The following is a 22,019-nucleotide window of genomic DNA, read 5'->3' on the forward strand; positions in this document are numbered from 1 at the left end:
CGTCCGACGGCAGCGAGCCCGTCGGATCGCTGCCAGGTTGTGACCGGTCACCACCCGTGACCGAATCGAACCGTGAGAGTGAAACCGTGGGCCTGTCTCCGTGAAATCGGATGGAAGACCGTGGGTTCGACCTCGACGAGCGCGTCGCCACACTCGAGGACGCGGAAACGAGGCGGACGCTTTCGCCCGTCGATCGCGTCGCCGAGCGGAGCTACTTCGCCGCACCCGCCAGCGGCGACCTTCCGGTTCTCGGAAGCGAGGAGGAACTCGTCTTCGCCTCGAGCAACTACCTCGGGCTGACGGCGGACCAGCGGGTACAGAACGCCGCCCGGCGGGCGACGGCCGTCGTCGGCACCGGTGCCGGTTCGAGTCGACTCGTCACCGGCGACACGCTCGTCCACCACGACCTGGAGCGACTGCTCGCCGAGACGCTGGGGACCGACCGGGCGCTCGCCTTCGCCTCGGGGTACGCGGCGGCCGTCGGGACGATCACCGCCCTCGAGCCGGACGTGATCTTCGTAGACGAGTCGACTCGTTCGAGCATCACCGACGGGTGCCGGTTTTCCAGCGCGGAGGTGGTACGCTACGATCACTGTGACGCGGCCGACCTGCACGCGTCGATGGCGGAGCGAGCCGAACGAATTTCGGATGGAGAGTCGTGGCTGGTCGGTACCGACTCCGTGTTCGACGTGGACGGTACCGTCGCGCCGCTCTCGGCGATCTGTGACGTCGCCGACGAGTTCGGCGCGTGGGTGCTGGTCAACGAGACCCACGCCACCGGCCTCTACGTCGACGGCGGCGGGGTCGTCCAGGCCGAAGGACTCGAGGATCGGATCCACGTCCAGCTGGGGTCGCTCTCGACGGCGCTCGCGAGCCAGGGCGGCTACGTCGCGGGGGATGACGCCCTCATCGAGACGCTGGTCACCGACGCCCGGTCGTTCGCCTGCTCGGCGGGTCTCGCCCCCGCTGCGGCTGCGACGGCGAGCGAGGCGCTCCACGTCGCCCGCCACAGCGACGTTCGCGAACGCCTCTGGGACAACGTCGCCCACCTCCGCGACGGCCTCGAGGCGATGGGGTATCCGGTCCTCGGCGACTCACAGCTCCTGGCAGTGTGCGTCTGTGACCGTCGCGACGCACTCGCGCTCGTCGACGGCGTCCGGGAACGGGGCGTCGTCGTCCACCCGCTTTGCCCGCCAACGGCTCCGGCGGGCGCGGGCCGGGTCCGGGTCGCCCCGATGGCGAGCCACGATCGGGACGACGTCGTCGCCTGCCTCGAGGCGTTCCAGACCGCTGGCGAAGAACTCGGGTTGCTGTAACGGGCCCGCTCGAGCGTCGTGGCTGACTCACGGGCTACGACGGCAGACTGGCCGGTGGCGTCGCCCGCTGGTCGTGGTGGGCGACGACGAACGTCGCGAGCTCTGATTTCCGATGGTTCACTTCGAGGTGGACCTGCAGGGTTCGTTCGTCGGCGTACACGTGTTCACAGAGGGGACAGTTGTTACTCGATGCCACGGTTGATCATCGTGTGTACAGTCATCACGTACCTACCTAAACCCATCTGTGAGCTATCGTTCGAACAGGACGTTCGGCGCGCTCTCCGCTCGCCTATCTAACCGCCGCTTCGAAGTCGACCGTTCACACTGTCGACGGGGGCTCGTGTCGTTCGACCGTCGGATCCGTTCTGGCGTCGAGCCCCTCGAGGATGTATCGCGTGAGTTCGGACTTTCGGTGCTCGACCTCGAGGTGCACGCGCAGATCGCCCATCTCCTCGTACGTGTCGGTGCAGAGCGGACAGCTGTGAGAGCCAGTCATCGGCGACCACCACGAGTAGTGTCACCACGCATCGACCTAACGGTGTCGATCAATCGAATAGTTGACGTGAAACGTCGTTCGTCGAACTCAGAAGAAGTCGGACAGCCCTGCCTGTCCGTCCTCGGAGTCGTCGCCCCCGTCGTCGGAGTGTTCTTCGCCCTCGCCGTCGCCCCGTCCACCGGTTTCGGCGCTTGCATCAGTTTCTGCGTCGCTCGAGGACGCGAGCGTCACCTGACCGTCCGCCGCATCGCCGACGTCACCGTCGTCCGCGTCGTCCGCCCTCGAGCTCGAACCCTCGAGGAAGGCGTCTCCGGCGTGCTCGACGACCTGTTCGGCCGTCCGTTCTTCGGCGTCCTCGACGATCGACTGGACCTTCTTCGTGTCCGCGCCGCTGCCAGTGACGAACGAGACCTCCTTCGCGTCGAGGTCGTAGGCGGCGGCCATCCGAACCGTGAGGTCGCGGTTCCGGCAGTGGTGGCTCATCTCCGCGAGAAACGGCATGAGTTCCTGCCGGGCGGTCGCGACGCTCGTCCCTTCGCGTTCGGCGATCCGTTCGGCGATCGAGTCGCGGGTGTCGCGGGTCCCTCGCGTACGACCGAGCTTCGACCAGTAACTCGGCGGGCCGTAGCGCGTCCAGCCGCCTTTCGGCTCGCGGCGAGAGGCGGCGACGCCGGCGGTCATGTTGTCGGAGGCGTAGCGCCAGTAGGAGTAGTTTTGCGTGGCGCGAACGCGGCCGAGCCAGCGGTCGGCGTTCGCGAGGAACTCGTAGGCGTCGGCCAGTTCGCCGCCCTCGTAATCTTTGGGGACGTTGTCCTCGATCCAGTTGAGCAACTCGTCGGGCGTCTCGTCGACGTCGTAGGAGGCTCGCAGCGCCCCTTCGGCGTCCTCTTCCTTGATCAGCGCGTCGAGGAAGTCGAAGATCCCCGCCGTCCGGTCGCGCTCGCCCGTGACGACGTCTTCGACGGTCAGTTTCTCCGCCTGCTCGGCGATCGCCTGCAGGTCGTTGACGGCCGATCGGAGGTCGCCCGAGGTCGACTCGGCGATCTTCCGTAAGGCCTCCTCGTCGAACTCGATTCCCTCGCGTCGGCAGATGTCCCGCAGGACGGGGACGATCGAACGCGCGGAGACGTCGCGGAACTCGATCGTCTCACACGCCTTCCGGAGCGACTGGCTCATGTCGTAGAACTCGTTAGCGACGAGCACCATCGGCTGGCTCGCGCTCTTGACGAGCGTCGTGACCTCCCTCGAGCCGCCGTAGTCCGCCGAGCCGTGGAAGTTGTCCGCCTCGTCCAGAACGACGAGCCGCCGCCCCGCCTCGCCGCCGGTCAGCGTGCCGCTCTTTGCGGCCTCGCCTGCGACGCGCTTGATGACGTCGGCCTGGCGGTCGTCGCTCGCGTTGAGCTCCATCACGGGCCAGCCCAGGTCGTTCGCGAGCGCGTGGGCGGCCGAGGTCTTGCCGACGCCGGGGCTGCCGTGGACGATCGCCGCCTTCCGGTGGTCGTCCCAGCTCTCGGCCCACGCTTTCAGCTGATCGCGGGCCTTGTTGTTCCCCCGGACCTCCGACAGCGTCGACGGCCGGTACTTCTCGGTCCAGTCACTCATTGTCGGTGGTAGGTGAAAGGCGCGTTTAGTGGTTGCGGAGTCCCTCGTCGTCGATTCCCTTCAGGTCCAGACGGGACGTGACGTCCGCATACGTCTCGTCGCTCGAGACGATGGTATCGCCGTTCGATTCGACGAGGTGAAGCGCATCGAACGGTGTGAACCCGTGGTCTTCAACGTACGTCGCCGCCGTCACGACCGTCTCCACGTCACCGCGTACCTCGACGAGGTTGGCGGCGTTCGAAACGACACGTTCGGTATCACGTTCTTCCCGGTAGGCGACCATCAGGAGTTCGATGAGGGTGAACTGTGACGTCCACAACTCGTCACGGTGTTCCCGGTACACAAACTCGGCGGCCTCGCCGAGCCAGTCATCGTCCTTAATTAGTGCGAGGAGAAAATCGGTTTCTGCATACATCTATCGTCCGGCCTCGTCGAGCGCTGCGTTACGTGCTTCGTCACGAAGTACGTCAGCCGACTTCTCGACATCCGCGAACTCGTCCCTGAGTGCCTCGAGCGGGTCGTCGGCGACCGGAACCAGTTTGACCCCGTCGGGAAGCTGAACGACGTGATATCGGTCCCCGTATCGCTCTCGGACCTCCTTCGGGAGCGTGAGGCGACCGCGGTCGTCAAGCGCCACGTCTGACATACCTCGGTGTATGGTGGGCAAGAGTAAAAACGTTCCCCGATATATGGAAGATACCCATTCTGTGTTCGCTTGTCGGAGTTTGTCTCTGCATTCACGAACGGCCGATGGCTCGAGGACGCAGACCCTCGCCGGTCAGTATGAGCCGTCGAGCCAGAACGGCTTATCCGCCCGGCGCCCCTCTACAGGCTATGACCGAGCCCGATCGGTTCCGGATCCCCGTCACCGCCGGCGCACTCGCCGGCGCCCTCGCGTGGGTCGTCGGCTACCTCGTCACTTACGTCCTCTCGCTCGAGGAACTCGAGGCGAGCTTCGCCGCCCAGGGACTCCAGTTACTCACCGACGACGCCGCCGAGTGGCGACTGGTTGGGTGGCTGTTCTACAACGCCCACGGGGTCGCCGTCCGGATTCCGCGCGGTCCGTTCACTCCCTTCAGCGTGAACGTCGTCGACGCCAACGACGGCCACCTCTCGGTCCTCTTCGCCGTGCCGCCCCTGCTGTTGCTCGCCGCCGGCGCGCTCGTCACCTGGCAGCGGCGCACCGAGCTCCGGAGCGGCGCCGACGCGCTCGTGAGCGGCGCAACGGTCCTCGTCGGCTACCTCCCGCTCGCGATCGCCGGGGTCGCCGCGGTCACCGTCACCGTCGGCGGCGAGCAGCTCCGCCCGGATCCCGTCACCGCCGTCTTCCTCGCGGGGATCTTCTATCCAGCGCTGTTCGGCGCGCTCGGCGGCCTCCTCGTCCGGCTGGCCGCCGGCCGCCGGTGATCGAGTTCGATCAGTCCTCGTCTTCGACCTCGGTCCCGCCCTCGACCGGCCGGGCCACCAGCTCGCCCCAGTGTTCGTAGCCGTGGCGGGCGTAGAACGCCCGCGCCCGCTCGTTGTCCCGGTCGACGTCGAGGACGATCCGCTCGAGCGGGAGGTCCTGGTCGTCGGCGAAGGCGAGCGCGGCGGCCATCAGCTCGTCGGCGATCCCGGTCCCGCGGTAGCCCTCGTCGAGAAACAGTTCGTTGAGGACGGCGGCGTCCCAGATCATCGACAGCGACTCGGGGAGCACGAAGACGTAGCCGACGAGCTCGCCGTCGACGGCGGCGACCGTCACCGATCGGGGCTGCTCGTCGACACAGCGGTCGACCCACTCGAGGTAGCGCTCGCGGTAGGCGTCGGTGAGTTTTTCCTCGTAGGTTCGTTCTTTCTCCTCGCCGCCGGTGCCGCTCGCGAGGGTGAGCTCGAACGAGCGCTTGAGTTCCCACATCGCCTCACGGTCTGCGTCCGGATCGTACGGTCGAACGTCGGCGTTCGCGTCCATGTCGCTCGATTCGCTCGAGCGGGCCTGTGTGTGTCGGTTCGCAGCCGTCGCCAGTCGGCAGGCGTCCGCTCCGGTAGCTACTTGTCCCGACCGTTCGAGCCAACGTGCATGGGCGGACGTGGGCCGAAACGCGAACTCGCAGAGAAAATCGCCGGGGAGATTACGCTGAGCGACGATCCGGGGGCGACGTTACGCAAGTGGCGGACCGACTTCGACGTCTCCCAGACCGACCTGGCGGCCGAGCTCGAGGTCTCCTCGTCGGTGATCTCGGACTACGAGAGCGGCCGCCGGCAGAGCCCCGGCATCGGCGTCGTCAAGCGGCTCGTCGACGGTCTGCTCGCGATCGACGAACGCCGGGGTGGCGGCCGTATCCGCCAGTACGGCCGCGTCCTCTCGGCGGGTTTCGAGAGCGACGTCGTCTACGACCTGCGCGAGTACGCCACGACGATGCCCCTCGTTCGCTTTTACGACACCATCGACGCCACAGAGGTCGCACCGGGCGGAACCGATCGGATCAGCGGTCACACCGTCATCGACAGCATTCAGGCGATCACGCGCCTCTCGAGCGAGGAGTTCTTCCGCCTCTACGGCCAGAGCACGAACCGCGCGCTGGTGTTCACCGGCGTCACCCGCGGTGAGTCACCGCTGGTGGCCCTTCGGGTCGTCAACCCCACGCCCAACGCCGTCGTCCTCCACGGCATCGACGAAGACGCCCTCTGGGACCACGCGGCCGACCTCGCCCGGATCGACGGCTACTCGCTGGCCGTCACGACGATGGCGCTCGAGGAGATGCTCGAGGAGCTCGTCGAACTCGAGTGAGGGCGTCCCGGGCGACCGTTCTCACCAGAGCTGGCCCCGGAGCTCGTGGAGTGACTCGAGGACGTACTCCGGCCGGGGGTCGGGACGGCGATCTGCGTCGGCCAGCCACGCGGCCCGGAGCCCCGCCGCCTGTGCCCCGGCGACGTCGACTGCGGGGACGTTCCCGACGTACACCGCTTCCTCGGGAGCCGCGTCGACGGCCGACAGCGCCCGACGAAACGGTTCGGGATCGGGCTTCGCCGGGGTCTCGTAGCCGGCGAACACCATCGTCTCGAAGACGTCGGGGAGGTCGATCGCGCGGAGCTTTCGGCGCTGTAACTCGGGGTGGCCGTTCGTGATCAGCCCGAGGCGATACTCCTCCTCGAGCGTGATCACGACCTCGCGTGCACCCTCGAGCGCCACCAGGTCGTCCGGATCGCGTTCGTCGTGGAACGCCCGGTTGAGGCGTTCGCCCAGCGACGGATCGTCGACGTGTTCTGCACAGAGGGCGGTGAACGTCCGCTCGTAAAGCTCGTATCCGTCCGCGCTCTCGGGGAGGAACTCGAGGTATCGACCGTGGAAGTCCGCCATCTCGAAACGGGGCTCGAGGCCGAGGCGGTCGAACGCCGCCTCGAGGATCACCGACCCCGGCCGCTCGTAGGTACAGAGCGTCCCGTCGAGGTCGAAGAGGATGGTCGACGGCGTGGCGTGCATGCGGGGAGCTAGGGGCGGGGGTTCGATAACGTGTTCGCCCGAAGCTTCGAGCCGGCAGTATCCGAAGACCGGCTCTTGCAACCGATCCAGTTACGCCCAGGTAACGTACACGGTTACGGTAAACTCACTCAAACGTTAAGTGTCGAAATCCCCGACAGTGGACAGAGGTCGTGGACGAACGGACCTGCCACTCCCTCCATCCCGGATGCGGCGCGAGTCGCGAACGCCACTCGCAAGAGGACATCAATGGAATCCCAGAGACATACCCGTCGTTGCGGAACTGATGACAGAACGAAGCGACCGAAGTTGGGCGGACGGCCGACCACGACTCGCCGGATGGGAGGCGCCGTGCCCCAGCGTCACCGGGTCAGACGGCGGCAGGCCCTTCGAGCACTGGGCGTCGCGGGGTTCGTCGGCGTCGCCGGCTGTCTCGGCGGTGACGACGGCACCGGCACCGATGGTGCCGACGACGATGACGACGCCAGTGGCGAAAGCGGCGGCGAACGTCTAGGAACCGCCGAGATCAGCTTTCTGGGCGAGACTTACACCTTCGACGATGCGTCGTGTGAGGGATCTCGGACGTTTCCACCGGAGAACGAAATGATCCACTACCGAGACTACGGTTCGGAGTTCGAGTTCTGGGTCGAACGGTACGACCCCGACGAGTCGGACGTCGTCAAGGTCCACCTCGGCTTTCCGAGCGAGAGCTCACAGCAGATCGGCGAGATCGAGGCCTACACGGGTCAGACGACGATCGATGAGATCGAGGCCTACACGGGTCAGACGACGATCGATGAGATCGAGTTCGAACTCGACAGCCGGACGTCGGGCAGCCTCGAACTCGAGCCGTCGAGCCACATGAACGACGACGTCGAGCACGAACCCGAGGGCGGCACGGTGGAGTGGAAGTTCTCGTGTTGAGCCGTGCTAACTCATCTCGTTCACATCGGCTCCGGCCGGTTCGCGTCGAGAAGGAGTCAGCGCCGCACTAGGCGATCTGGTCTTCGTACTCCTCGGCGGTGAGTAGTTCGTCGAGTTCGTCCGTATCGCTCGCCTCGATCTCGAGCATCCAGCCGTCGCCGTAGGGGTCGTCGTTGACGAGTTCCGGGGCGTCGAACAGGTCTTCGTTGATGGCCGTGACTTCGCCACTGACGGGCGCGTAAAGGTCAGAGACCGCTTTGATCGACTCGACGACGCCGAAGGCGTCTTCCTGGGTGAGGTCGTCGCCCTCGTCGGGTAGTTCGACGAAGACGACGTCTCCCAGTTCGTCCTGTGCGAAGTCGGTGATGCCGACGCGAACCGTGCCGTCCGTCTCGAGTGCCCACTCGTGCGATTCTAAGTACCGTCGTTCCTCGGGAGTTTCGAAGCTCATTATTTCGTGTCGATGAAGGGGGTGGTTTCAACTCTTGCCTTTTTGGATCGGCCGCGGACGACGACCCGGAACGTCGTGCCGGGTTCGGCGTACTCGACGGGGACGTACCCCAGGCCGATCGGTGCCTCGAGGGTCGGGCTCATCGTGCCGCTCGTGACGGTGCCGATGACCCGGCTCTCGGTGTTCGTGATGTCGTAGCCGTGACGGGGGATGCCGCGGTCGATCAGTCGGAAGCCGACGAGTTTCTCCTCGACGCCTTCCGCCTCGACGCGTTCGAGGGCGTCGCGACCGACGAACTCGGTGTCGAGTTTGACCGTGAAGCCGATGCCGGCCTCGTAGGGCGTCCGCGGATCGGACTCGTAGTCGAAGTCCTGCCCGGCCAGCACGAAGCCGGCCTCGAGCCGGAGCGTGTCCCGGGCGCCGAGGCCGCAGGGCTGGCAGTCGAACGCCGACCAGACGGTCTCGGCCTCGCTCCACGGGAGGACGAACTCGTAGCCGTCCTCGCCGGTGTAGCCGGTCCGACCCATCCAGCACTCGACGCCCTCGACGGTGACGTCCGTCGCCTCGAACCGGCCGACGTCGGCGATCGACTCCTCAACGGCCTCGGTGACCAGGTTCCCGGAATCGGGACCCTGCACCGCGAACATCGCGTACTCGTCGGTCCGGTTGTCGACGGTGGCCTCGAGGCCCCACTCGTTGCGGTGCTCGACCCAGCGTTCGTGCGTCGCCTCGTCGGTGCCCGCGTTCGGCACGAACAGGTACGTGGCCTCGCCGTCTTCGTCCGGCAGGCGGTAGATCACGGTGTCGTCGATGATCACGCCCTCCTCGTCGGTGATCGCGGCGTACTGGGAGTCGCCGACCTCGAGCGCGCTCACGTCGTTCGTCGTGAGCCGGTTCATCAGCGTCGTCGCGTCCGGCCCCGTGACGTGGATCTCGCCCATGTGCGAGACGTCGAAGATGCCGGCGTCCTCGCGGACGGCCGCGTGCTCCTCCCGGATCGAGTCGAACTCGACGGGCATGTCCCAGCCGCCAAACTCCGTGAACTTCGCACCACGCTCGTCGTGTATCCCGCGCAACGGCGGCGTCTGAAGCGGCATACTCGGACCGACAGCCTCGGAGTAGTAATGTCTTTTCGTCGGTTCGGGGCACGTCGCGGCGAATCCGGGCTGTCCCCGGCGCGTCGCTTATATACTCGAGCGAAATACCGTCGGAGGTGAACGAGCTCGTCCTGCAGCTCGCGGACGCCCCGCTCGACCAGACGGTCGTCCGAATCGCGCTGGCCGGCGCGCTGGGAATGTTCCTCGGCTTAGAGCGCGAGTGGTCACAGAAGTCCGCCGGCATCCGGACGTTCTCGCTGATCAGCCTCATCGGCGCGGTCTTTACGATTATGGCGCTCGAGACAGCGCTGGGCGAGGCGCTGCTCGTTCTCGGTGGCCTGCTCGTCATCGTCCAGGGCGTCCTGCTCGCCGTCCAGGGGCTGACCGACGAGGACGAGGACGCCGGCCTCTCGCTGACGACGTCGGTTTCGATGCTCGTCGCCTACGGCGTCGGCGCGCTGGTCGCCGCTGGCTTCATCCTCGAGGGCGTCACCGTCGCCGTGCTCTCGTCGCTGTTGCTCGTCCTCAAGCGGGAACTGCACGCGTTCGCGTGGGGGCTCTCCCGCGAGGAGATGCGCGCGAGCACGGAGTTTGCCATCCTCGCGTTCGTCATCTATCCGCTGCTGCCGGCGGAATGGACGCTCGAGGTCGGCGAGCTGTCGATTCCGATCGAGCCCCAGATCATCTGGCTGATGGTCGTCGCCGTCGCGGGTATCGGCATCGTCAACTACGCGATCGTCTCGAGCTACGGCGGCCGGGGCATCGCCATCACGGGCTTTTTCGGTGGGCTCGCTTCCTCGACGGCCGTCGTCGGGACGATGCTCGATCACGTCCGCCAGCGGCCCGAAGCCGCCTCCTACGCCGTCGCCGCGATCCTGCTCGCCGACGCGGCGATGGCCACGCGCAACCTCGCCATCGCCGTCGCGTTCACCGTCGGCACCGGCGTCCCGACGCTGCTCGAGGCGATCGTCCCCCTCGGCGCAGTGATCGTCCTCGCGTTCGTCATCGCCGGGCTCACCGCCGAGTGGGGCGAATCGATGCCGATGGATCTCGAGAGCCCGTTCTCGATGAAAAACGCCTTGGGCTTCGGCGCGATCTTTCTCGTCGTCCTCGTCTTCGGCTCGCTCGCCGAGACCTGGTTCGGCACCCTCGGCTTCTACGCGACCGCCGCCGCCAGCGGCCTGGTCTCGAGCGCCGGCGCGACCACTTCGGCCGTCGTCCTCTACCGTGGGGGCCAGCTCGACGGCCCCGAGGCGACGATCGCCATCCTGCTGGCGACGGTCTCGAGCATCGTCGTCAAGGCGCTGTTGGCCTCGACGTCGACGAACGCCCAATTCCGTCGCCGCGTGGCCGTCTCGAGTGGGCTCTTGCTCGTCGGTGGGGCGATCGCCTCGATCGTCGTGATCCTCTAGCGGCGCTTTTGGCCTCGAGGCGGTCGCCGAACCGACCGTGGATCCGGCTCGACCGCTCTGTCGACACCCACTCGGCGTACTGCTGCGGTTGGTGATCGTGGTGCGGTTGGTGGATCCTGGACTCAGTGTGCGTTCTGCACTCCCTGAACGAAAGAAATGAGACTACTGGCTCCCGCTAGAGGAAGCTCTCGATGTGGTCGGCGACTTCCTCGGGGGTGTCACCGACGGGGACGCCCGCGTCGTTCAGCGCGTTGATCTTGCTCTCTGCCGTCCCCGTACCGGAGCCGGAGACGATCGCACCGGCGTGGCCCATGCGTTTGCCCGGCGGCGCGGTGCGGCCGGCGATGAAGCCGGCGACGGGTGTGTCGACGTGCTCGTCGATGTACGCTGCGGCCTCCTCTTCGTCCTCGCCACCGATCTCACCGCACATGGCGATGGCCTTCGTGTCGGGGTCGTTCTCGAACAGCTCTAAGGCGTCGATGAAGCTCGTGCCGATGATCGGGTCGCCGCCGATACCGATGGCGGTGGTCTGACCGATGCCGCGGTTGGTGAGGTTGTCGACGACCTGGTAGGTCAGGGTGCCAGAACGGGAGACGAGACCGACGTCACCCTCGGAGAAGATGTTTCCGGGGAGGATGCCGAGTTTGGCCTCGCCGGGGGTGATCAGGCCGGGACAGTTCGGGCCGATGAGACGGGTGTCCGTCTCCGAAAGGCGCTTTTTCACGCGGGACATGTCCTGGGTCGGGACGCCTTCGGTGATGGCGACGGCGAGATCGAGGTCGGTGTCGAGCGCCTCGAAGATCGCGTCACCGGCGAAGGCGGGCGGAACGAAGATCACGGAGGTGTCGGCGTTTTCCTCCTCGACGGCCTGGGCAACGGTGTCGTAGACGGGGATGCCGTCGACGTCCTGGCCGCCCTTGCCTGGCACCGCGCCAGCGACCACGTTGGTGCCGTACTTCATCATCTGTCGGGCGTGGAACTTCCCCTCGCCACCGGTGATGCCCTGTACCACGACGCGGGTGTCCTCGTCGACGAGTACGCTCATTGGTTCACCTCCTCAGCGTAGGCAACGGCACGCTGAACCGCCTCTTCGAGGGTTTCTTCGACCGTCACGAGCTCCTCGTTGAGAATTTCCATGCCTTCCTCCCAGTTCGTTCCTGCCAGGCGGACGACGACCGGCTTCGGGATCTCGTCGAACTGCTCGAGCGCCTCGTTGATCCCTTTCGCCACTTCGTCGCCGCGGGTGATGCCGCCGAAGATGTTGAACACGACGCTGTCGACGTTGTCGTCGGAGAACACCATGTCCAGGGCGTTGGCGATGCGCGAGGCCTTCGCGCCACCGCCGACGTCGAGGAAGTTCGCTGGCTCGCCGCCGTAGTAGTCGACGAGGTCGAGCGTCGTCATCACGAGGCCGGCACCGTTGCCGATGATCCCCGTGTTACCCTCGAGGCGGACGTAGTCGAAGTCGTACTCGTCAGCTTTGCGCTCGAGTTCGTCGCCGCTTGCGGCCTCCGCTTCCATTTCCGCTAGCTCGGGCTGGCGGAAGAGGGCGTCTTCGTCGACGTTCATCACGGCGTCCGCGGCGATGATCTCGTCGTCTGCGGTGACCATCAGCGGGTTGATCTCGGCGTCGGCGCCGTCTTTGTCGTCCCAGAGCTGGTAGAGCGTCGTCAGGACGGAAGCGACGTCGCGAGCGAGTTCGGGGTCGACGCCCGCGTCGTAGACGGCCTTGCGCGCCTGGTAGGGGTGCATGCCGAAGGCAGGGTCGACGTGCTCGGAGGCGATCGCCTCGGGCGTCTCCTCGGCGACGGCCTCGATGTCGACGCCACCTTTGGTCGAGACCATCGCAACGGGCTTGCCCTCGCCACGGTCCATCGTGACCCCGACGTAGAGTTCGTCGGTGAAGTCGACAGCCTGCTCGACTAGCACCTGTTCGACGTGGTAGCCCTTGAGGTCCATCCCGAGGATGGCGTCGGCCGCCTCGCGGGCCTCTTCCTCGTCGTCGGCGAGTTTGATCCCGCCGGCCTTGCCACGGCCGCCGACCTGTACCTGCGCTTTGATCGCGACCGGGTAGCCGATCTCCTCGGCCGCCTCCAGGACGCCGTCGACGTCGGAGGCGAGTGTCGACTCCGGCGTCGGAATCCCGGCGTCGGCGAAGACTCCCTTCGCCTGATACTCGTGTAGCTTCATCGTAGACTCGGGCTGATATTTGGCGAAGGCCGAGTTAGTACTGTCGAAACGCGGCGAGCGACATCACGTCACACCCCCAGCCGAATCGCCCTCTCGCGGCTGAAATCGATACTTTCCGGCGAAAGAATTGACACCACCGAAACGGCTATTTTGCCCTCGAGTCCGTCCTACTGGACCGCCCGCGTCGCGTCGTGGATGATCTCGAGCGCCTCCTTCAACTCCTCGGTCCCGGTCGCATACGAGAGGCGGGCGTAGCCCGCACCGTGTTCCCCGAACGCCTCGCCGGGGACGACGACGACGTCCCGGGAGAGGACCTCCTCACACCAGCCCTCGGGCACCTTCGGCATCACGTAGAACGCCCCCTGTGGGGTCGGCACCTCGAGGCCGGCGTCCTCGAGGCCGTCGAGGACGACGTCCCGGCGGTGCTCGAACGCCTCGACCATCTCCTCGACGCAGTCCTGTGGGCCAGAGAGAGCCGCCTCGGCAGCGTACTGTGCGGGCGCGGACGCACAGGCCTGGGCGTACTGGTGCACCCGCAGCATCCGTTCGATCCGGCGGTTCGAGCCGGTGACCCAGCCCAGCCGCCAGCCGGTCATCGAGTACGTCTTCGAACAGGCGCTAACGACGACGACGTTGTCCGTCTCGGCGAACGCCATCGGCGAGCGGTGGGTGCCCTCGAAGACGATCCGTTCGTACACCTCGTCGGAGAGACAGAGCACGTCGTGCTCGTCGGCGATGCGGGCGAACTCGCGCATGTCGGCTTCGTCCTGGACGGCGCCGGTCGGGTTCCCCGGGCTGTTGACCACGAAGACGGCCGTCTCGTCGGTGATCGCCTCCTCCACGGTCGCCGGATCGAGGGTGAGGTCTTCGCGCAGCGGGACGGGTCTGGGCGTCCCCCCGGCGATGCGCGTCAGGGCGTCGTAGGCGACGAAGCCTGGATCCGGGAAGATCACCTCTTCGCCCGGATCGACGTGCGCCTCGAGGACGAGGTGCAGCGCCTCGCTCCCGCCCGCGGTGGCGATGACGTCTGCCGGGTCGATCGCGAGCCCGTAGTCGCGGTCGTACCGCGTCGAGATCGCCTCGCGAAGTTCGAGGATCCCCTTGTTCGAGGTGTAGGCGTCGGTCTTCTCCGCCTCGATTGCCTCGATCGCCGCTCGTCGGGCGTGCTCGGGCGTCGGGAAGTCGGGCTGGCCGATCCCGAGGTTGATCGCGTCCTCGCCTGCGGCCTCGAACACTTCACGAATGCCGCTGATCGACACCTGCTCGATTCGGTCGGAGAACTCCGTCATGTCTGACTCGGGGAGGGCAACCCGGATAACTCTTGATGTCTCTCGCCACCGGACACCGACTGCGGCCGTACTGTCTGCCAAAGTGACAGTATTCTGCTCACGATTGTTCGACCGGAACGAATTTATCGACTCCCGCGCTTTGAGGTCCGTATGCAATCACGGCGATCGTTTCTCGCAGCCGGCGCAACCGGCACGCTCGCACTCTCGGCGGGCTGTCTCGGGGTCGTCCTCGGAACTGAGCCGATCGAGTTCACCGCGAGCCGGGCCGCACCGTCGACCGCCTCCCTCGAGTCGACTGGCTACACCGAAACGCAGTCGAACGAGGAACTCCTCGAGGAGACGGTCGACGTCGGCGTCAGCCGGGAAATCCGCGCGTCGTACTGGCTCGTCACGCACTCGAAGGAGGTCGATCTCCAGGACGCGGTCGAAGAGCGCCTCGACGAAGCAGAACTCGACGAGACGGGACTCGAGGAAGCCGACGACGTCGACCTCGAGGAAACTGACGACGTCGATCTCGAGGAAGCTGACGATGTCGACCTCGGCGAAGCGGAACTCGACGACGTCGACCTCGAGGCGTTCGAGTCACAGGAGGCGGCGTTCTTCGTGGCGGTCTCGATGCCAGGAATCGAGGTTCTGGGACGGTCGTTCAATCCACTCGAGGAGCTGGGCAGCGAGGAACTCATCGATGAACTCCTCTCTCAGTCTGGGGACGAAGATGACGTAGGGCAGGTCGAGCCTGCCGGGAGTATCTCGCTACCGATCCTGGGTGCGGACCGGGACGTCGACCGCTTCGAGGCGACCACTGAGGTCGAGGGCGAAGCCGTCGAGCTCGACCTGTCGATCACCTCGTTCACGCACGAGGACGATCTCCTCGTCCTCCTCGGTGGCCATCCCGCCGTGCTCGAGGACGAGGCCGACGACCTTGCGACGCTCTTCGAGTCGGTCGAACATCCTCTCTAATCGGAGGACATCGTCGACTCGAGGCCGACTTCGTCTCTCGTTTCGAGCACCTCGGTTTCTCGTTTCGAGCGTCTCGGCAGTCACCTGTGCCGATCCGACGTGACTCCCGATCGTTAAGCGAGGGCGCCTTCTTCGGCCTCGAGTAACTCGTGGTACCGGTTGCGGATCGTCACTTCGGAGATGTTGGCGACCTCGCTGACCTCGTTCTGGGTGACCTTCTCGTTGGTGAGCAAGGCGGCGGCGTACACCGCGGCGGCGGCGAGACCGACTGGCGACTTGCCCGAGTGGATGCCCGCTTCCTTCGCCGTGTTGAGCAAGGAACGGGCGCGGCGTTCGGTCTCGTCGGAGAGTTCGAGTTCGCTCGCGAAGCGTGGGACGTAGCTCGTGGGGTCGGCGGGCTTGATCTCGAGGCCGAGTTCGCGGGCCACGTAGCGGTAGGTGCGGGCGATCTCGTCTTTTCCGACACGGCTCACGGCGGCGATCTCATCGAGGCTGCGGGGGGTGCCGGCCTGGCGAGCGGCGGCGTACAACGACGCCGTGGCGACGCCCTCGATCGAGCGACCGGGAAGCAGCTTCTCGTCGAGTGCACGGCGGTAGATCACGCTCGCGGTCTCGCGGACGTTCTCGGGGAGGCCGAGTGCGGAGGCCATCCGATCGATCTCGCCGAGGGCCTGTTTGAGGTTGCGCTCTTTGCTGTCACGGGTGCGAAAGCGCTCGTTCCAGGTGCGCAGCCGCTGCATCTTCTGGCGCTGCCTCGAGGATAACGCCCGTCCGTAGGCGTCTTTGTCCTGCCAGCCGATGTTCGTCGAGAGCCCCTGGTCGTGCATCATCTTCGTCGTCGGCGCGCCGACGCGGCTCTTCTGGTCTTTCTCGGCCGAATCGAACGCCCGCCACTCGGGCCCGCGATCGATCTCGCCTTCGTCGACGACCAGCCCACACTCCGAGCAGACCGTCTCACCGTGTTCGCTGTCCGAAACGAGTCGACCGCCACACTCCGGACAGTTCGTGCGCTCGTCGGACACACTCGTCGATTCGTCAACTTCTGTCGCTTCTCGCTCACCGGTTCGAGTCCGTATGGGGGATTCTGTCATTGTGTCGTATATTGTACCTGTCGTGGCGGGTATCGACCGAAAACGCTCGGGGGTCAGTGAAGTAGACCTAGTTACGGACGAACGTTACTTAAATACTTTGGTTGAATTGCTAACTCAGATTCCGAACGGGGAAACAAGAGTTTCTCCCGGCGGGAACGATCGTCGTCGGCCACCGGTATCGAAACCCTTACTCCCCCCAGACCGGTGGTCGAACGTATGAGCGACGACGCCGTCAGTCCCGAGGACGTCCGCCACGTGGCGGCGCTGGCACGGGTCGACCTCGAGGAAGAGGAGGTCGACCGCTTCGCCGACCAGTTCGCGGACATCCTCGCGTACTTCGAGACGCTCGATCAGGTGCCCGAGGTCGACCACGACGCCGACCTGACGAACGTGATGCGCCCCGACGAGGAACGCGAACCGCTCGACAGCGAGCGCGCGCTTCGAAACGCCCCCGAGTCCGAGGACTGCTACTTCAAAGGACCCAACGTCTCCTGATCATGTCCACGAACGCATTCATCACGGACGCCGAGATCGAGGGCGCCGACGAGGGACCGCTCGCCGGCCGAACCGTCGCCGTCAAGGACAACATCTCGACGAAAGACGTCCGGACCACCTGCGGATCGCGGATGCTCGAGGAGTACGTCCCGCCGTACGACGCCACCGTCATCGAGCGCCTGAAGGAAGCGGGGGCGACGATCGTCGGCAAGGCCAACATGGACGAGTTCGGGATGGGGTCGACCACCGAAACCTCCTACTTCGGTCCGACGGACAACCCTGCTGCCCCGGGCCACGTCCCCGGCGGCTCCTCCGGCGGCTCCGCCGCGGCCGTCGCCGCCGGCGAGGCCGACCTCGCACTCGGCACCGACACCGGCGGCTCGATCCGCTGTCCGGCCGCCTTCTGTGGCGTCGTCGGCATCAAACCCACCTACGGGCTCGTCTCCCGCTACGGACTGGTCGCCTACGGGAACAGTTTAGAGCAGATCGGCCCGTTCGCCCCGACCGTCGCCGAGGCCGCCGAGTTGCTCGAGGTGATCGCCGGACCGGACGAGCGCGACGCGACCACCAGAGACGAAGGCGCCGACGCGAGTTACGCCGACGCGGCCGACGGCGACGTCGACGGGCTGCAAATCGGCGTTCCCACCGAGTTGCTCGAGGGCGCCGACGAGGGCGTCCTCGAGACGTTCTGGGACGCCATCGCGACGCTCGAAGACCAGGGAGCCGAGTACCACGAGGTCAGTCTCCCGTCGGTCGAACACGCCGTCGAGGCCTACTACGTGATCGCGATGTCGGAAGCCTCCTCGAACCTCGCCCGGTTCGACGGCGTCCGCTACGGCCATTCGGGGGGGTACGACGGCAACTGGAACGAGGCCTTCTCGAAAGCGCGCAAGGAAGGATTCGGCGACGAGGTCAAACGCCGCATCTTGCTCGGCACCTATGCCCTCTCGGCGGGCTACCACGACAAGTACTACAAGAAGGCTCAGGACGCCCGGGCGTGGGTGAAACAGGACTTCGATTCCGCACTCGAGGACGCCGACGTCCTCGCCTCGCCGACGATGCCCGTCCCGCCGTTCGAGCTCGGCGAGAGCCTCGACGACCCCCTGCAGCTGTACCTCGCCGACGCCAACACCGTCCCCGTCAACCTCGCGAACCTGCCGGCGATCTCCGTGCCCGCGGGCGAGACCGACGGCCTCCCCGTTGGCTGCCAGTTCGTCGGGCCGGCTTTTGGCGAGCGGGCGATCGTTCGCGCGGCGAGCGCGCTCGAGTAAACCGTTCACTCGAACGGATCGTCGGCCGTCGTGAGCCGGGTGATCCCATCGACGGCGTCGAATCCGTCGTCGAACGAGTAGAGGTATTTGACGTTCTGTCGCTGCATCGAGGCGACGATGATCGCGTCCGTCAGCGAGAGGCGTTCGTACGTTCTGAACACCGATCGGCCGGCGTCGAAGTCGCTTTTTGGCGTGTGAACGGTCTCGAAGCCGCTACTCTCGACGAGTGCGTCGAGCGTCTCCACGGCGACGTTGTGGGACGCTCTCGCCGTGAGATAATTCAGGACTTCGCCGAGAACGTCGTCGATCACGAGGGCGGGCGGGAGATCTCCCTGGTCGAACGCTCGTGAAATGGAGACTCCACGGTCGTGGTTCTGATCTCGTTTCAGTCGAGCCGCGATGAGTACGTTCGAATCGACGAGAACCCGGGCGGTAGCCATCACTGCTCACCGGTGACGAGATCGTGATCGTCGGCGGCGTTCGTCTCCTCGCCGATGTCGACCGGTTCGAGTTCGGAGAACGCACCGTGTCGTTGTTTGACGAGTTCGACCGCCAGCGTTCCATCGTCCTCTACGCGCCAGCGAACCTTGTCTCCAGCCTCGATGCCGGCCTCGCGCCGAACGGCTGCCGGCACCGTCACCGAATGGCTCTCGTTGATCGTCGTTTCGTCTTCGACTCGCGACATACCCCCCCTACGACCGTCACACGAAAATAATTTGCCCCCTAATTCATCCAGGTGGCCACCCTCGTTCCGTCAGACGACAGGTACTCGCCGCTACAGAGTCAACTCGCGAAAGTCCGTAGAAATCGGATTTCCGACCGCTACTGGTAGGCGAGGTTCATGATCCACTGCGAGAAGGCGTCGCTGTTGGGATCGACCTCCTCCTCACCGATAAACGGCGAGAGCATGTCCCCCGCCATCAGCAGCGTGAAATCGAGGTCCCGCGCGGTGGGCGTGATGAAGTAGGTGTTGTGGCCCTTGTAGACCGTCTCCTCGCGGTCGACGAGCTCCTGTTCGACGAGCGACTCGACGATCCGGCTCCCCTTGCGTGAGGAGACGTCGAGCTCTTTCCAGAAGTCGCTCTGGTGGATCCCGCCGGTCTCACGAACCAGCTCGAGCCCGGCGCGTTCGTCCTCCGAGAGTGCTTCTTCGGCTGCGGTGACGCTCACGCCGACCACCTCTCGTCGGTGCGCGTCGCTACCTGAAGGAGTGCGTCCATGTCCCCCAGAATGGGGGCGAGGCGCTTAAAACTGCCTTTCGACGTCGATTTCGTCCACCTGCTCGAGGGCGATCGGTTCGTAGCTCGTCCGACACGGCGGGCCGGCAGCGAACTCATACATCGAGTCGTTCCCGAGGGCGATCAGCGACGAGGAGCGCGTGCCGAAGCCGTCGCCATGGATGCAGACGCCGTACTCGTGGTCGCCGAGCACCGAGCCCGCCCGGTCGAGCCACTCCCGGGTCCCCTCGCCGGGTTCGACCTCGAGTTCGCGGCGCACCGCCTGGGCGTTCTCCGCCTGTCGTTCGCCGGCCTCCTGCCGGCCCTCGGGGATCGTGAACCGGCCGTCGAGCCCGACGTTGACCGCGACGTGGACGCCCGGCTCGAGGGCGACGCGCTCGAGTGTGCCGTCCCACTCGAGCCAGACGGCGTCGTCGGCGTCGGCGACCGCGAGGTTGAAACCGGCGTACTCGTACTCGCTCGTCGTCCGTTCGATCAGATCGACGGCCTCCCGCGCCGTCTCGCAGGCGAGGACGTCGGCGACGAGCAGCCCGCGGGAGCGTTCCCCCGCCAGGTCCGCGTCGTTCCAGCGGTTCGTGATCCCGGCGAAGACGCCGTGCTCGTTGGTGCCGATCCACGTCCCGCCGGCCTCGGCGTCCCGTGGTGCGATCACCAGCGGCTCGTCGCGGTAGACGCCCGGCGGCTCGGACGAACGCTCGAGCGCTTCGTCACGGTTGGCGGCGACGACGACCGGATACTCGTCGAACATCCGCCACGCGAGGGTGAGCGTGCACACGACTCGAGAGAGGGACGCCGGTCGCTTAAGTCCGTCTTTCGATCGCAGCGCGTGGCCGCTCGAGGTGCGACGACCGCAGCCGATAGCGTTATTGGATCCGACGCTGAACACCGGATGTCCTTCTGTGGCCGGAGCGGCTGTGCCGGCCGGCCACCCCCCGTCAGCGGGCGACTACCCATGAGAGACGAGATCGAACGGAGACTCGCGCGAGACGCCGATTCGTCCGCGACCTCCACGACGTCCCACCGTATCGCGTTTACGAGGTTCGGCTCGACGGTCGTCGAGCCGTGCTGAAAGTCGACGACCACCCACGAGGACACGCCGCCGACGAGGGGCGCGTCCACGAGTACGTTGCGACCCACACGTCGGCGCCTGTCCCGGACGTGCTCGCCGTCGGCGCCGACCACTACCTGACGGCGTGGGACGACGCCCTCGCGACGACGCCGGCGACGACCGACTCGAGGTGGGCGCGAGTCGCGGGTGACTGGCTCGCCACGCTCCACGCCGACACGGCCGGCGAGTTCGGGGGATTCGGCCGGCCCCGAGACGATGGCGACGCCCTCGCAGTCGACGCCCACGACGAGTGGATCGACGCGGCCCGAGAGCGCATTGCATCCCATCGCGAGTTCCTCGAGCGGGTCGGGCACGCCGACGTCGCCGACGCCGTCGATCGCTTCCTCGAGTGCCACCCGGGTGTCCTCGACGGGGCCGGCGAGCCCGTCCTCTGTCACGGGGACGTCCACCCCGAACACCTCGCCGGGTCCGACGGCGGGCGCGCGTCGGCGATCGACTTCGAACACGCCCTCGTCGCGCCGGCCGAGTACGACTACTGGCGGACGGCGATGCCGTACCTCGAGGCGCCCGACGACGTCGACGACACCGTTTCACGGGCGTTCCGCGACGGATACGAAGCCGTCCGTCCGCTTCCCGACGGCCTCGGGCGCCGGAAGCCGATCTATCGCGTCGTGAACCTGGTCGCCTTCCTCGAGTCGCTGTACCTCCAGCGGCCAGTCGGCCCGGCGGAGCGGGAGCGACGCGGGGCGGTCATGCGGAAACTCGTGCTCGAGACGCTCGAGGAGCTCCGGGCGGCTGTCGGCTGATCGTCGCGCGTCGCTCACGACGCCCCGTCGAGCCCCCGTCGTCGGGTCACTCGCCGACGAACTCTGGTTTCTCACCCGTGAAGAACGCCTCGTACCCTCGCCGGTAGTCCTCGCCGTGGGTCGCGGTCGCGATGGCGTCGGTCTCGGCGGCCAGCTGGTCGGCGAGCCCGCGCTCGAGGCTCCGGTTGATGAGGCGCTTCGTCGCTCCGTAGGCCCGGGTCGGCCCGCTCGCGAGCTGGCTCGAGACTGCCTCGAGCCGATCCTCAAACGAGTCGTCGGGGACGACCTCCGTCGCCAGTCCGAGTTCCACCGCGCGTTCGGGCGCAATCGGCTCGTCGAGCAGGGCGATCTCTCTGGCCCGGCGGACGCCGACGATCCGGGGGAGGTAGAAGGTCGAGCCGCCGTCGCCGGTGAGCCCGAGCCGGGAGTAGGCGTACTCGAGGCGGGCGTCCTCGTGACAGCACACCACGTCGCCGGAGAGGGTGAGGCTGAAGCCCGCGCCGGCGGCCACGCCGTTGACCCCGACGACGAGCGGCGCGTCCATCGTGTGGAACTCGAGGATGGCGTCGTGCAGCGTCGTCGCGAGCCGTCGGACGGTGGCGCCGTCGCGTTCGTCGCCCGCCCACGGGGCGATGTCGGCCCCGGCGCAGAACGCCCCACCTGAGCCGACGAGGGTGACACATCGAAGCGTCTCGTCCTCGGTGCAGGCGATGGCGAAGGCGTGTAGCTCGTCAGCGAGCCCCTGATTCAGTGCGTTGAGCTTGCTCTCGCTTTCGATCGTCGCGCGAACGACGTCGCCGTCGCGTTCGCACTCGAGCTGGTCGAATCGATCGTCGTCGATCATGCCCACTGGTT

The 22,019-nt window shown here is 66.5% G+C and carries 27 protein-coding genes; 9 read left to right on the top strand and 18 right to left on the bottom strand.

Annotated features, from left to right (window positions below; genetic code table 11):
* Positions 1-110 precede the first annotated feature (110 nt).
* Entirely contained in the window at positions 111-1,316 is a 1,206-nt protein-coding gene (locus NMQ09_RS19415; RefSeq protein WP_255192215.1) for an aminotransferase class I/II-fold pyridoxal phosphate-dependent enzyme, read from the top strand.
* 34 nt (positions 1,317-1,350) lie between these two features.
* Here NMQ09_RS19415 and NMQ09_RS19420 read toward each other — a convergent pair whose 3' ends face one another.
* The 5 genes from NMQ09_RS19420 to NMQ09_RS19440 all read right to left on the bottom strand — a co-directional run bounded on the left by NMQ09_RS19420 (position 1,351) and on the right by NMQ09_RS19440 (position 4,060).
* On the bottom strand, positions 1,351-1,512 hold the full coding sequence (locus tag NMQ09_RS19420) for a hypothetical protein (protein ID WP_255192216.1): 162 nt from the start codon (positions 1,510-1,512) through the stop codon (positions 1,351-1,353).
* Positions 1,513-1,635: 123 nt separating this feature from the next.
* Positions 1,636-1,812 (bottom strand): hypothetical protein, encoded by a 177-nt coding sequence (locus NMQ09_RS19425; protein WP_255192217.1) that lies wholly within the window; start codon positions 1,810-1,812, stop codon positions 1,636-1,638.
* Positions 1,813-1,899: 87 nt separating this feature from the next.
* Entirely contained in the window at positions 1,900-3,414 is a 1,515-nt protein-coding gene (locus NMQ09_RS19430) for a replication factor C large subunit (protein ID WP_255192218.1), read from the bottom strand.
* A 25-nt stretch (positions 3,415-3,439) separates the two neighbouring features.
* A complete protein-coding gene (locus NMQ09_RS19435) occupies positions 3,440-3,829 on the bottom strand; it encodes a type II toxin-antitoxin system VapC family toxin (protein ID WP_255192219.1) in 390 nt (129 codons plus the stop codon).
* Positions 3,830-4,060, bottom strand: a complete 231-nt coding sequence (locus NMQ09_RS19440) for an AbrB/MazE/SpoVT family DNA-binding domain-containing protein (protein ID WP_255192220.1) — start codon at positions 4,058-4,060, stop codon at positions 3,830-3,832.
* Between the two features lie 188 nt (positions 4,061-4,248).
* Between NMQ09_RS19440 and NMQ09_RS19445 the strand changes: the two genes are divergently transcribed.
* The gene (locus tag NMQ09_RS19445; protein WP_255192221.1) at positions 4,249-4,821 is read left to right on the top strand and encodes a DUF7978 family protein; all 573 of its coding nucleotides are present in this window, start codon (positions 4,249-4,251) and stop codon (positions 4,819-4,821) included.
* 10 nt (positions 4,822-4,831) lie between these two features.
* On the opposite strand, the gene NMQ09_RS19450 is transcribed toward NMQ09_RS19445, so the two are convergent.
* Positions 4,832-5,362: a GNAT family N-acetyltransferase gene (locus NMQ09_RS19450; protein ID WP_255192222.1), complete on the bottom strand. Its 531-nt coding sequence runs from the start codon at positions 5,360-5,362 to the stop codon at positions 4,832-4,834.
* A 108-nt stretch (positions 5,363-5,470) separates the two neighbouring features.
* On the opposite strand from NMQ09_RS19450, the gene NMQ09_RS19455 reads away from it, so the two are divergent.
* Positions 5,471-6,181, top strand: a complete 711-nt coding sequence (locus NMQ09_RS19455; protein WP_255192223.1) for a helix-turn-helix domain-containing protein — start codon at positions 5,471-5,473, stop codon at positions 6,179-6,181.
* A gap of 21 nt (positions 6,182-6,202) precedes the next feature.
* Here the strand turns inward: NMQ09_RS19455 and NMQ09_RS19460 are convergent, their stop codons facing one another.
* Positions 6,203-6,874 carry an HAD family hydrolase gene (locus tag NMQ09_RS19460; RefSeq protein WP_255192224.1) on the bottom strand — a complete coding sequence of 224 codons (672 nt, stop codon included), beginning with the start codon at positions 6,872-6,874 and terminating at the stop codon, positions 6,203-6,205.
* Between the two features lie 336 nt (positions 6,875-7,210).
* Between NMQ09_RS19460 and NMQ09_RS19465 the strand changes: the two genes are divergently transcribed.
* The gene (locus NMQ09_RS19465; RefSeq protein ID WP_255192225.1) at positions 7,211-7,795 is read left to right on the top strand and encodes a hypothetical protein; all 585 of its coding nucleotides are present in this window, start codon (positions 7,211-7,213) and stop codon (positions 7,793-7,795) included.
* A gap of 67 nt (positions 7,796-7,862) precedes the next feature.
* On the opposite strand, the gene gcvH is transcribed toward NMQ09_RS19465, so the two are convergent.
* The gene (gcvH, locus tag NMQ09_RS19470; protein WP_255192226.1) at positions 7,863-8,246 is read right to left on the bottom strand and encodes a glycine cleavage system protein GcvH; all 384 of its coding nucleotides are present in this window, start codon (positions 8,244-8,246) and stop codon (positions 7,863-7,865) included.
* Positions 8,246-9,343 (bottom strand): glycine cleavage system aminomethyltransferase GcvT, encoded by a 1,098-nt coding sequence (gcvT, locus tag NMQ09_RS19475; RefSeq protein WP_255192227.1) that lies wholly within the window; start codon positions 9,341-9,343, stop codon positions 8,246-8,248. Before gcvT ends, gcvH begins: the two co-directional genes overlap by 1 nt.
* A gap of 116 nt (positions 9,344-9,459) precedes the next feature.
* Between gcvT and NMQ09_RS19480 the strand changes: the two genes are divergently transcribed.
* A complete protein-coding gene (locus NMQ09_RS19480) occupies positions 9,460-10,755 on the top strand; it encodes an MgtC/SapB family protein (RefSeq protein WP_255192228.1) in 1,296 nt (431 codons plus the stop codon).
* A gap of 175 nt (positions 10,756-10,930) precedes the next feature.
* On the opposite strand, the gene sucD is transcribed toward NMQ09_RS19480, so the two are convergent.
* The 3 genes from sucD to NMQ09_RS19495 form a co-directional block, all read right to left on the bottom strand.
* Positions 10,931-11,800 carry a succinate--CoA ligase subunit alpha gene (gene sucD, locus NMQ09_RS19485; RefSeq protein ID WP_255192229.1) on the bottom strand — a complete coding sequence of 290 codons (870 nt, stop codon included), beginning with the start codon at positions 11,798-11,800 and terminating at the stop codon, positions 10,931-10,933.
* Complete coding sequence (sucC, locus tag NMQ09_RS19490) at positions 11,797-12,945, bottom strand: ADP-forming succinate--CoA ligase subunit beta (RefSeq protein ID WP_255192230.1); 1,149 nt, start codon at positions 12,943-12,945, stop codon at positions 11,797-11,799. Before sucC ends, sucD begins: the two co-directional genes overlap by 4 nt.
* A 167-nt stretch (positions 12,946-13,112) precedes the next feature.
* Entirely contained in the window at positions 13,113-14,234 is a 1,122-nt protein-coding gene (locus NMQ09_RS19495) for a pyridoxal phosphate-dependent aminotransferase (protein ID WP_255192231.1), read from the bottom strand.
* A gap of 150 nt (positions 14,235-14,384) precedes the next feature.
* Here NMQ09_RS19495 and NMQ09_RS19500 point away from each other — a divergent pair, with 150 nt between their 5' ends.
* Positions 14,385-15,194: a DUF6517 family protein gene (locus NMQ09_RS19500; protein WP_255192232.1), complete on the top strand. Its 810-nt coding sequence runs from the start codon at positions 14,385-14,387 to the stop codon at positions 15,192-15,194.
* Between the two features lie 113 nt (positions 15,195-15,307).
* On the opposite strand, the gene NMQ09_RS19505 is transcribed toward NMQ09_RS19500, so the two are convergent.
* Positions 15,308-16,285: a transcription initiation factor IIB gene (locus NMQ09_RS19505; RefSeq protein ID WP_255192233.1), complete on the bottom strand. Its 978-nt coding sequence runs from the start codon at positions 16,283-16,285 to the stop codon at positions 15,308-15,310.
* A gap of 216 nt (positions 16,286-16,501) precedes the next feature.
* Here NMQ09_RS19505 and gatC point away from each other — a divergent pair, with 216 nt between their 5' ends.
* Together gatC and gatA are read left to right on the top strand one after the other, a co-directional pair.
* The gene (gene gatC / locus NMQ09_RS19510) at positions 16,502-16,780 is read left to right on the top strand and encodes an Asp-tRNA(Asn)/Glu-tRNA(Gln) amidotransferase subunit GatC (protein WP_255192234.1); all 279 of its coding nucleotides are present in this window, start codon (positions 16,502-16,504) and stop codon (positions 16,778-16,780) included.
* Positions 16,781-16,782: 2 nt separating this feature from the next.
* Positions 16,783-18,051, top strand: a complete 1,269-nt coding sequence (gene gatA, locus NMQ09_RS19515) for an Asp-tRNA(Asn)/Glu-tRNA(Gln) amidotransferase subunit GatA (RefSeq protein ID WP_255192235.1) — start codon at positions 16,783-16,785, stop codon at positions 18,049-18,051.
* A 5-nt stretch (positions 18,052-18,056) separates the two neighbouring features.
* Here gatA and NMQ09_RS19520 read toward each other — a convergent pair whose 3' ends face one another.
* The 4 genes from NMQ09_RS19520 to NMQ09_RS19535 all read right to left on the bottom strand — a co-directional run bounded on the left by NMQ09_RS19520 (position 18,057) and on the right by NMQ09_RS19535 (position 20,064).
* Complete coding sequence (locus NMQ09_RS19520; RefSeq protein WP_255192236.1) at positions 18,057-18,491, bottom strand: type II toxin-antitoxin system VapC family toxin; 435 nt, start codon at positions 18,489-18,491, stop codon at positions 18,057-18,059.
* Positions 18,491-18,736 carry an AbrB/MazE/SpoVT family DNA-binding domain-containing protein gene (locus NMQ09_RS19525; protein ID WP_255192237.1) on the bottom strand — a complete coding sequence of 82 codons (246 nt, stop codon included), beginning with the start codon at positions 18,734-18,736 and terminating at the stop codon, positions 18,491-18,493. Before NMQ09_RS19525 ends, NMQ09_RS19520 begins: the two co-directional genes overlap by 1 nt.
* Positions 18,737-18,873: 137 nt before the next feature.
* Positions 18,874-19,221: a helix-turn-helix transcriptional regulator gene (locus tag NMQ09_RS19530; RefSeq protein ID WP_255192238.1), complete on the bottom strand. Its 348-nt coding sequence runs from the start codon at positions 19,219-19,221 to the stop codon at positions 18,874-18,876.
* Positions 19,222-19,296: 75 nt separating this feature from the next.
* Positions 19,297-20,064, bottom strand: a complete 768-nt coding sequence (locus NMQ09_RS19535; protein ID WP_255192239.1) for an NRDE family protein — start codon at positions 20,062-20,064, stop codon at positions 19,297-19,299.
* Between the two features lie 137 nt (positions 20,065-20,201).
* Here NMQ09_RS19535 and NMQ09_RS19540 point away from each other — a divergent pair, with 137 nt between their 5' ends.
* Entirely contained in the window at positions 20,202-21,164 is a 963-nt protein-coding gene (locus tag NMQ09_RS19540; RefSeq protein WP_425607274.1) for a phosphotransferase family protein, read from the top strand.
* 46 nt (positions 21,165-21,210) lie between these two features.
* Here the strand turns inward: NMQ09_RS19540 and NMQ09_RS19545 are convergent, their stop codons facing one another.
* A complete protein-coding gene (locus NMQ09_RS19545) occupies positions 21,211-22,008 on the bottom strand; it encodes an enoyl-CoA hydratase/isomerase family protein (protein WP_255192241.1) in 798 nt (265 codons plus the stop codon).
* Positions 22,009-22,019: the final 11 nt, after the last annotated feature.

Source organism: Natronobeatus ordinarius (genome assembly GCF_024362485.1).
GTDB classification, from domain to species: Archaea; Halobacteriota; Halobacteria; order Halobacteriales; family Natrialbaceae; genus Natronobeatus; species Natronobeatus ordinarius.

Coding starts and splice junctions, on each gene's coding strand:
- NMQ09_RS19495 (WP_255192231.1), bottom strand. CDS start 14,234: ATGACGGAGTTCTCCGACCGAATCGAGCAGGTGTCGATCAGCGGCATT.
- NMQ09_RS19425 (WP_255192217.1), bottom strand. CDS start 1,812: ATGACTGGCTCTCACAGCTGTCCGCTCTGCACCGACACGTACGAGGAG.
- gatC (WP_255192234.1), top strand. CDS start 16,502: ATGAGCGACGACGCCGTCAGTCCCGAGGACGTCCGCCACGTGGCGGCG.
- NMQ09_RS19440 (WP_255192220.1), bottom strand. CDS start 4,060: ATGTCAGACGTGGCGCTTGACGACCGCGGTCGCCTCACGCTCCCGAAG.
- NMQ09_RS19505 (WP_255192233.1), bottom strand. CDS start 16,285: ATGACAGAATCCCCCATACGGACTCGAACCGGTGAGCGAGAAGCGACA.
- NMQ09_RS19430 (WP_255192218.1), bottom strand. CDS start 3,414: ATGAGTGACTGGACCGAGAAGTACCGGCCGTCGACGCTGTCGGAGGTC.
- NMQ09_RS19455 (WP_255192223.1), top strand. CDS start 5,471: ATGGGCGGACGTGGGCCGAAACGCGAACTCGCAGAGAAAATCGCCGGG.
- gcvT (WP_255192227.1), bottom strand. CDS start 9,343: ATGCCGCTTCAGACGCCGCCGTTGCGCGGGATACACGACGAGCGTGGT.
- sucC (WP_255192230.1), bottom strand. CDS start 12,945: ATGAAGCTACACGAGTATCAGGCGAAGGGAGTCTTCGCCGACGCCGGG.
- NMQ09_RS19415 (WP_255192215.1), top strand. CDS start 111: ATGGAAGACCGTGGGTTCGACCTCGACGAGCGCGTCGCCACACTCGAG.
- NMQ09_RS19545 (WP_255192241.1), bottom strand. CDS start 22,008: ATGATCGACGACGATCGATTCGACCAGCTCGAGTGCGAACGCGACGGC.
- NMQ09_RS19445 (WP_255192221.1), top strand. CDS start 4,249: ATGACCGAGCCCGATCGGTTCCGGATCCCCGTCACCGCCGGCGCACTC.
- gatA (WP_255192235.1), top strand. CDS start 16,783: ATGTCCACGAACGCATTCATCACGGACGCCGAGATCGAGGGCGCCGAC.
- NMQ09_RS19435 (WP_255192219.1), bottom strand. CDS start 3,829: ATGTATGCAGAAACCGATTTTCTCCTCGCACTAATTAAGGACGATGAC.
- NMQ09_RS19460 (WP_255192224.1), bottom strand. CDS start 6,874: ATGCACGCCACGCCGTCGACCATCCTCTTCGACCTCGACGGGACGCTC.
- NMQ09_RS19520 (WP_255192236.1), bottom strand. CDS start 18,491: ATGGCTACCGCCCGGGTTCTCGTCGATTCGAACGTACTCATCGCGGCT.
- NMQ09_RS19465 (WP_255192225.1), top strand. CDS start 7,211: ATGGGAGGCGCCGTGCCCCAGCGTCACCGGGTCAGACGGCGGCAGGCC.
- NMQ09_RS19525 (WP_255192237.1), bottom strand. CDS start 18,736: ATGTCGCGAGTCGAAGACGAAACGACGATCAACGAGAGCCATTCGGTG.
- NMQ09_RS19450 (WP_255192222.1), bottom strand. CDS start 5,362: ATGGACGCGAACGCCGACGTTCGACCGTACGATCCGGACGCAGACCGT.
- sucD (WP_255192229.1), bottom strand. CDS start 11,800: ATGAGCGTACTCGTCGACGAGGACACCCGCGTCGTGGTACAGGGCATC.
- NMQ09_RS19500 (WP_255192232.1), top strand. CDS start 14,385: ATGCAATCACGGCGATCGTTTCTCGCAGCCGGCGCAACCGGCACGCTC.
- gcvH (WP_255192226.1), bottom strand. CDS start 8,246: ATGAGCTTCGAAACTCCCGAGGAACGACGGTACTTAGAATCGCACGAG.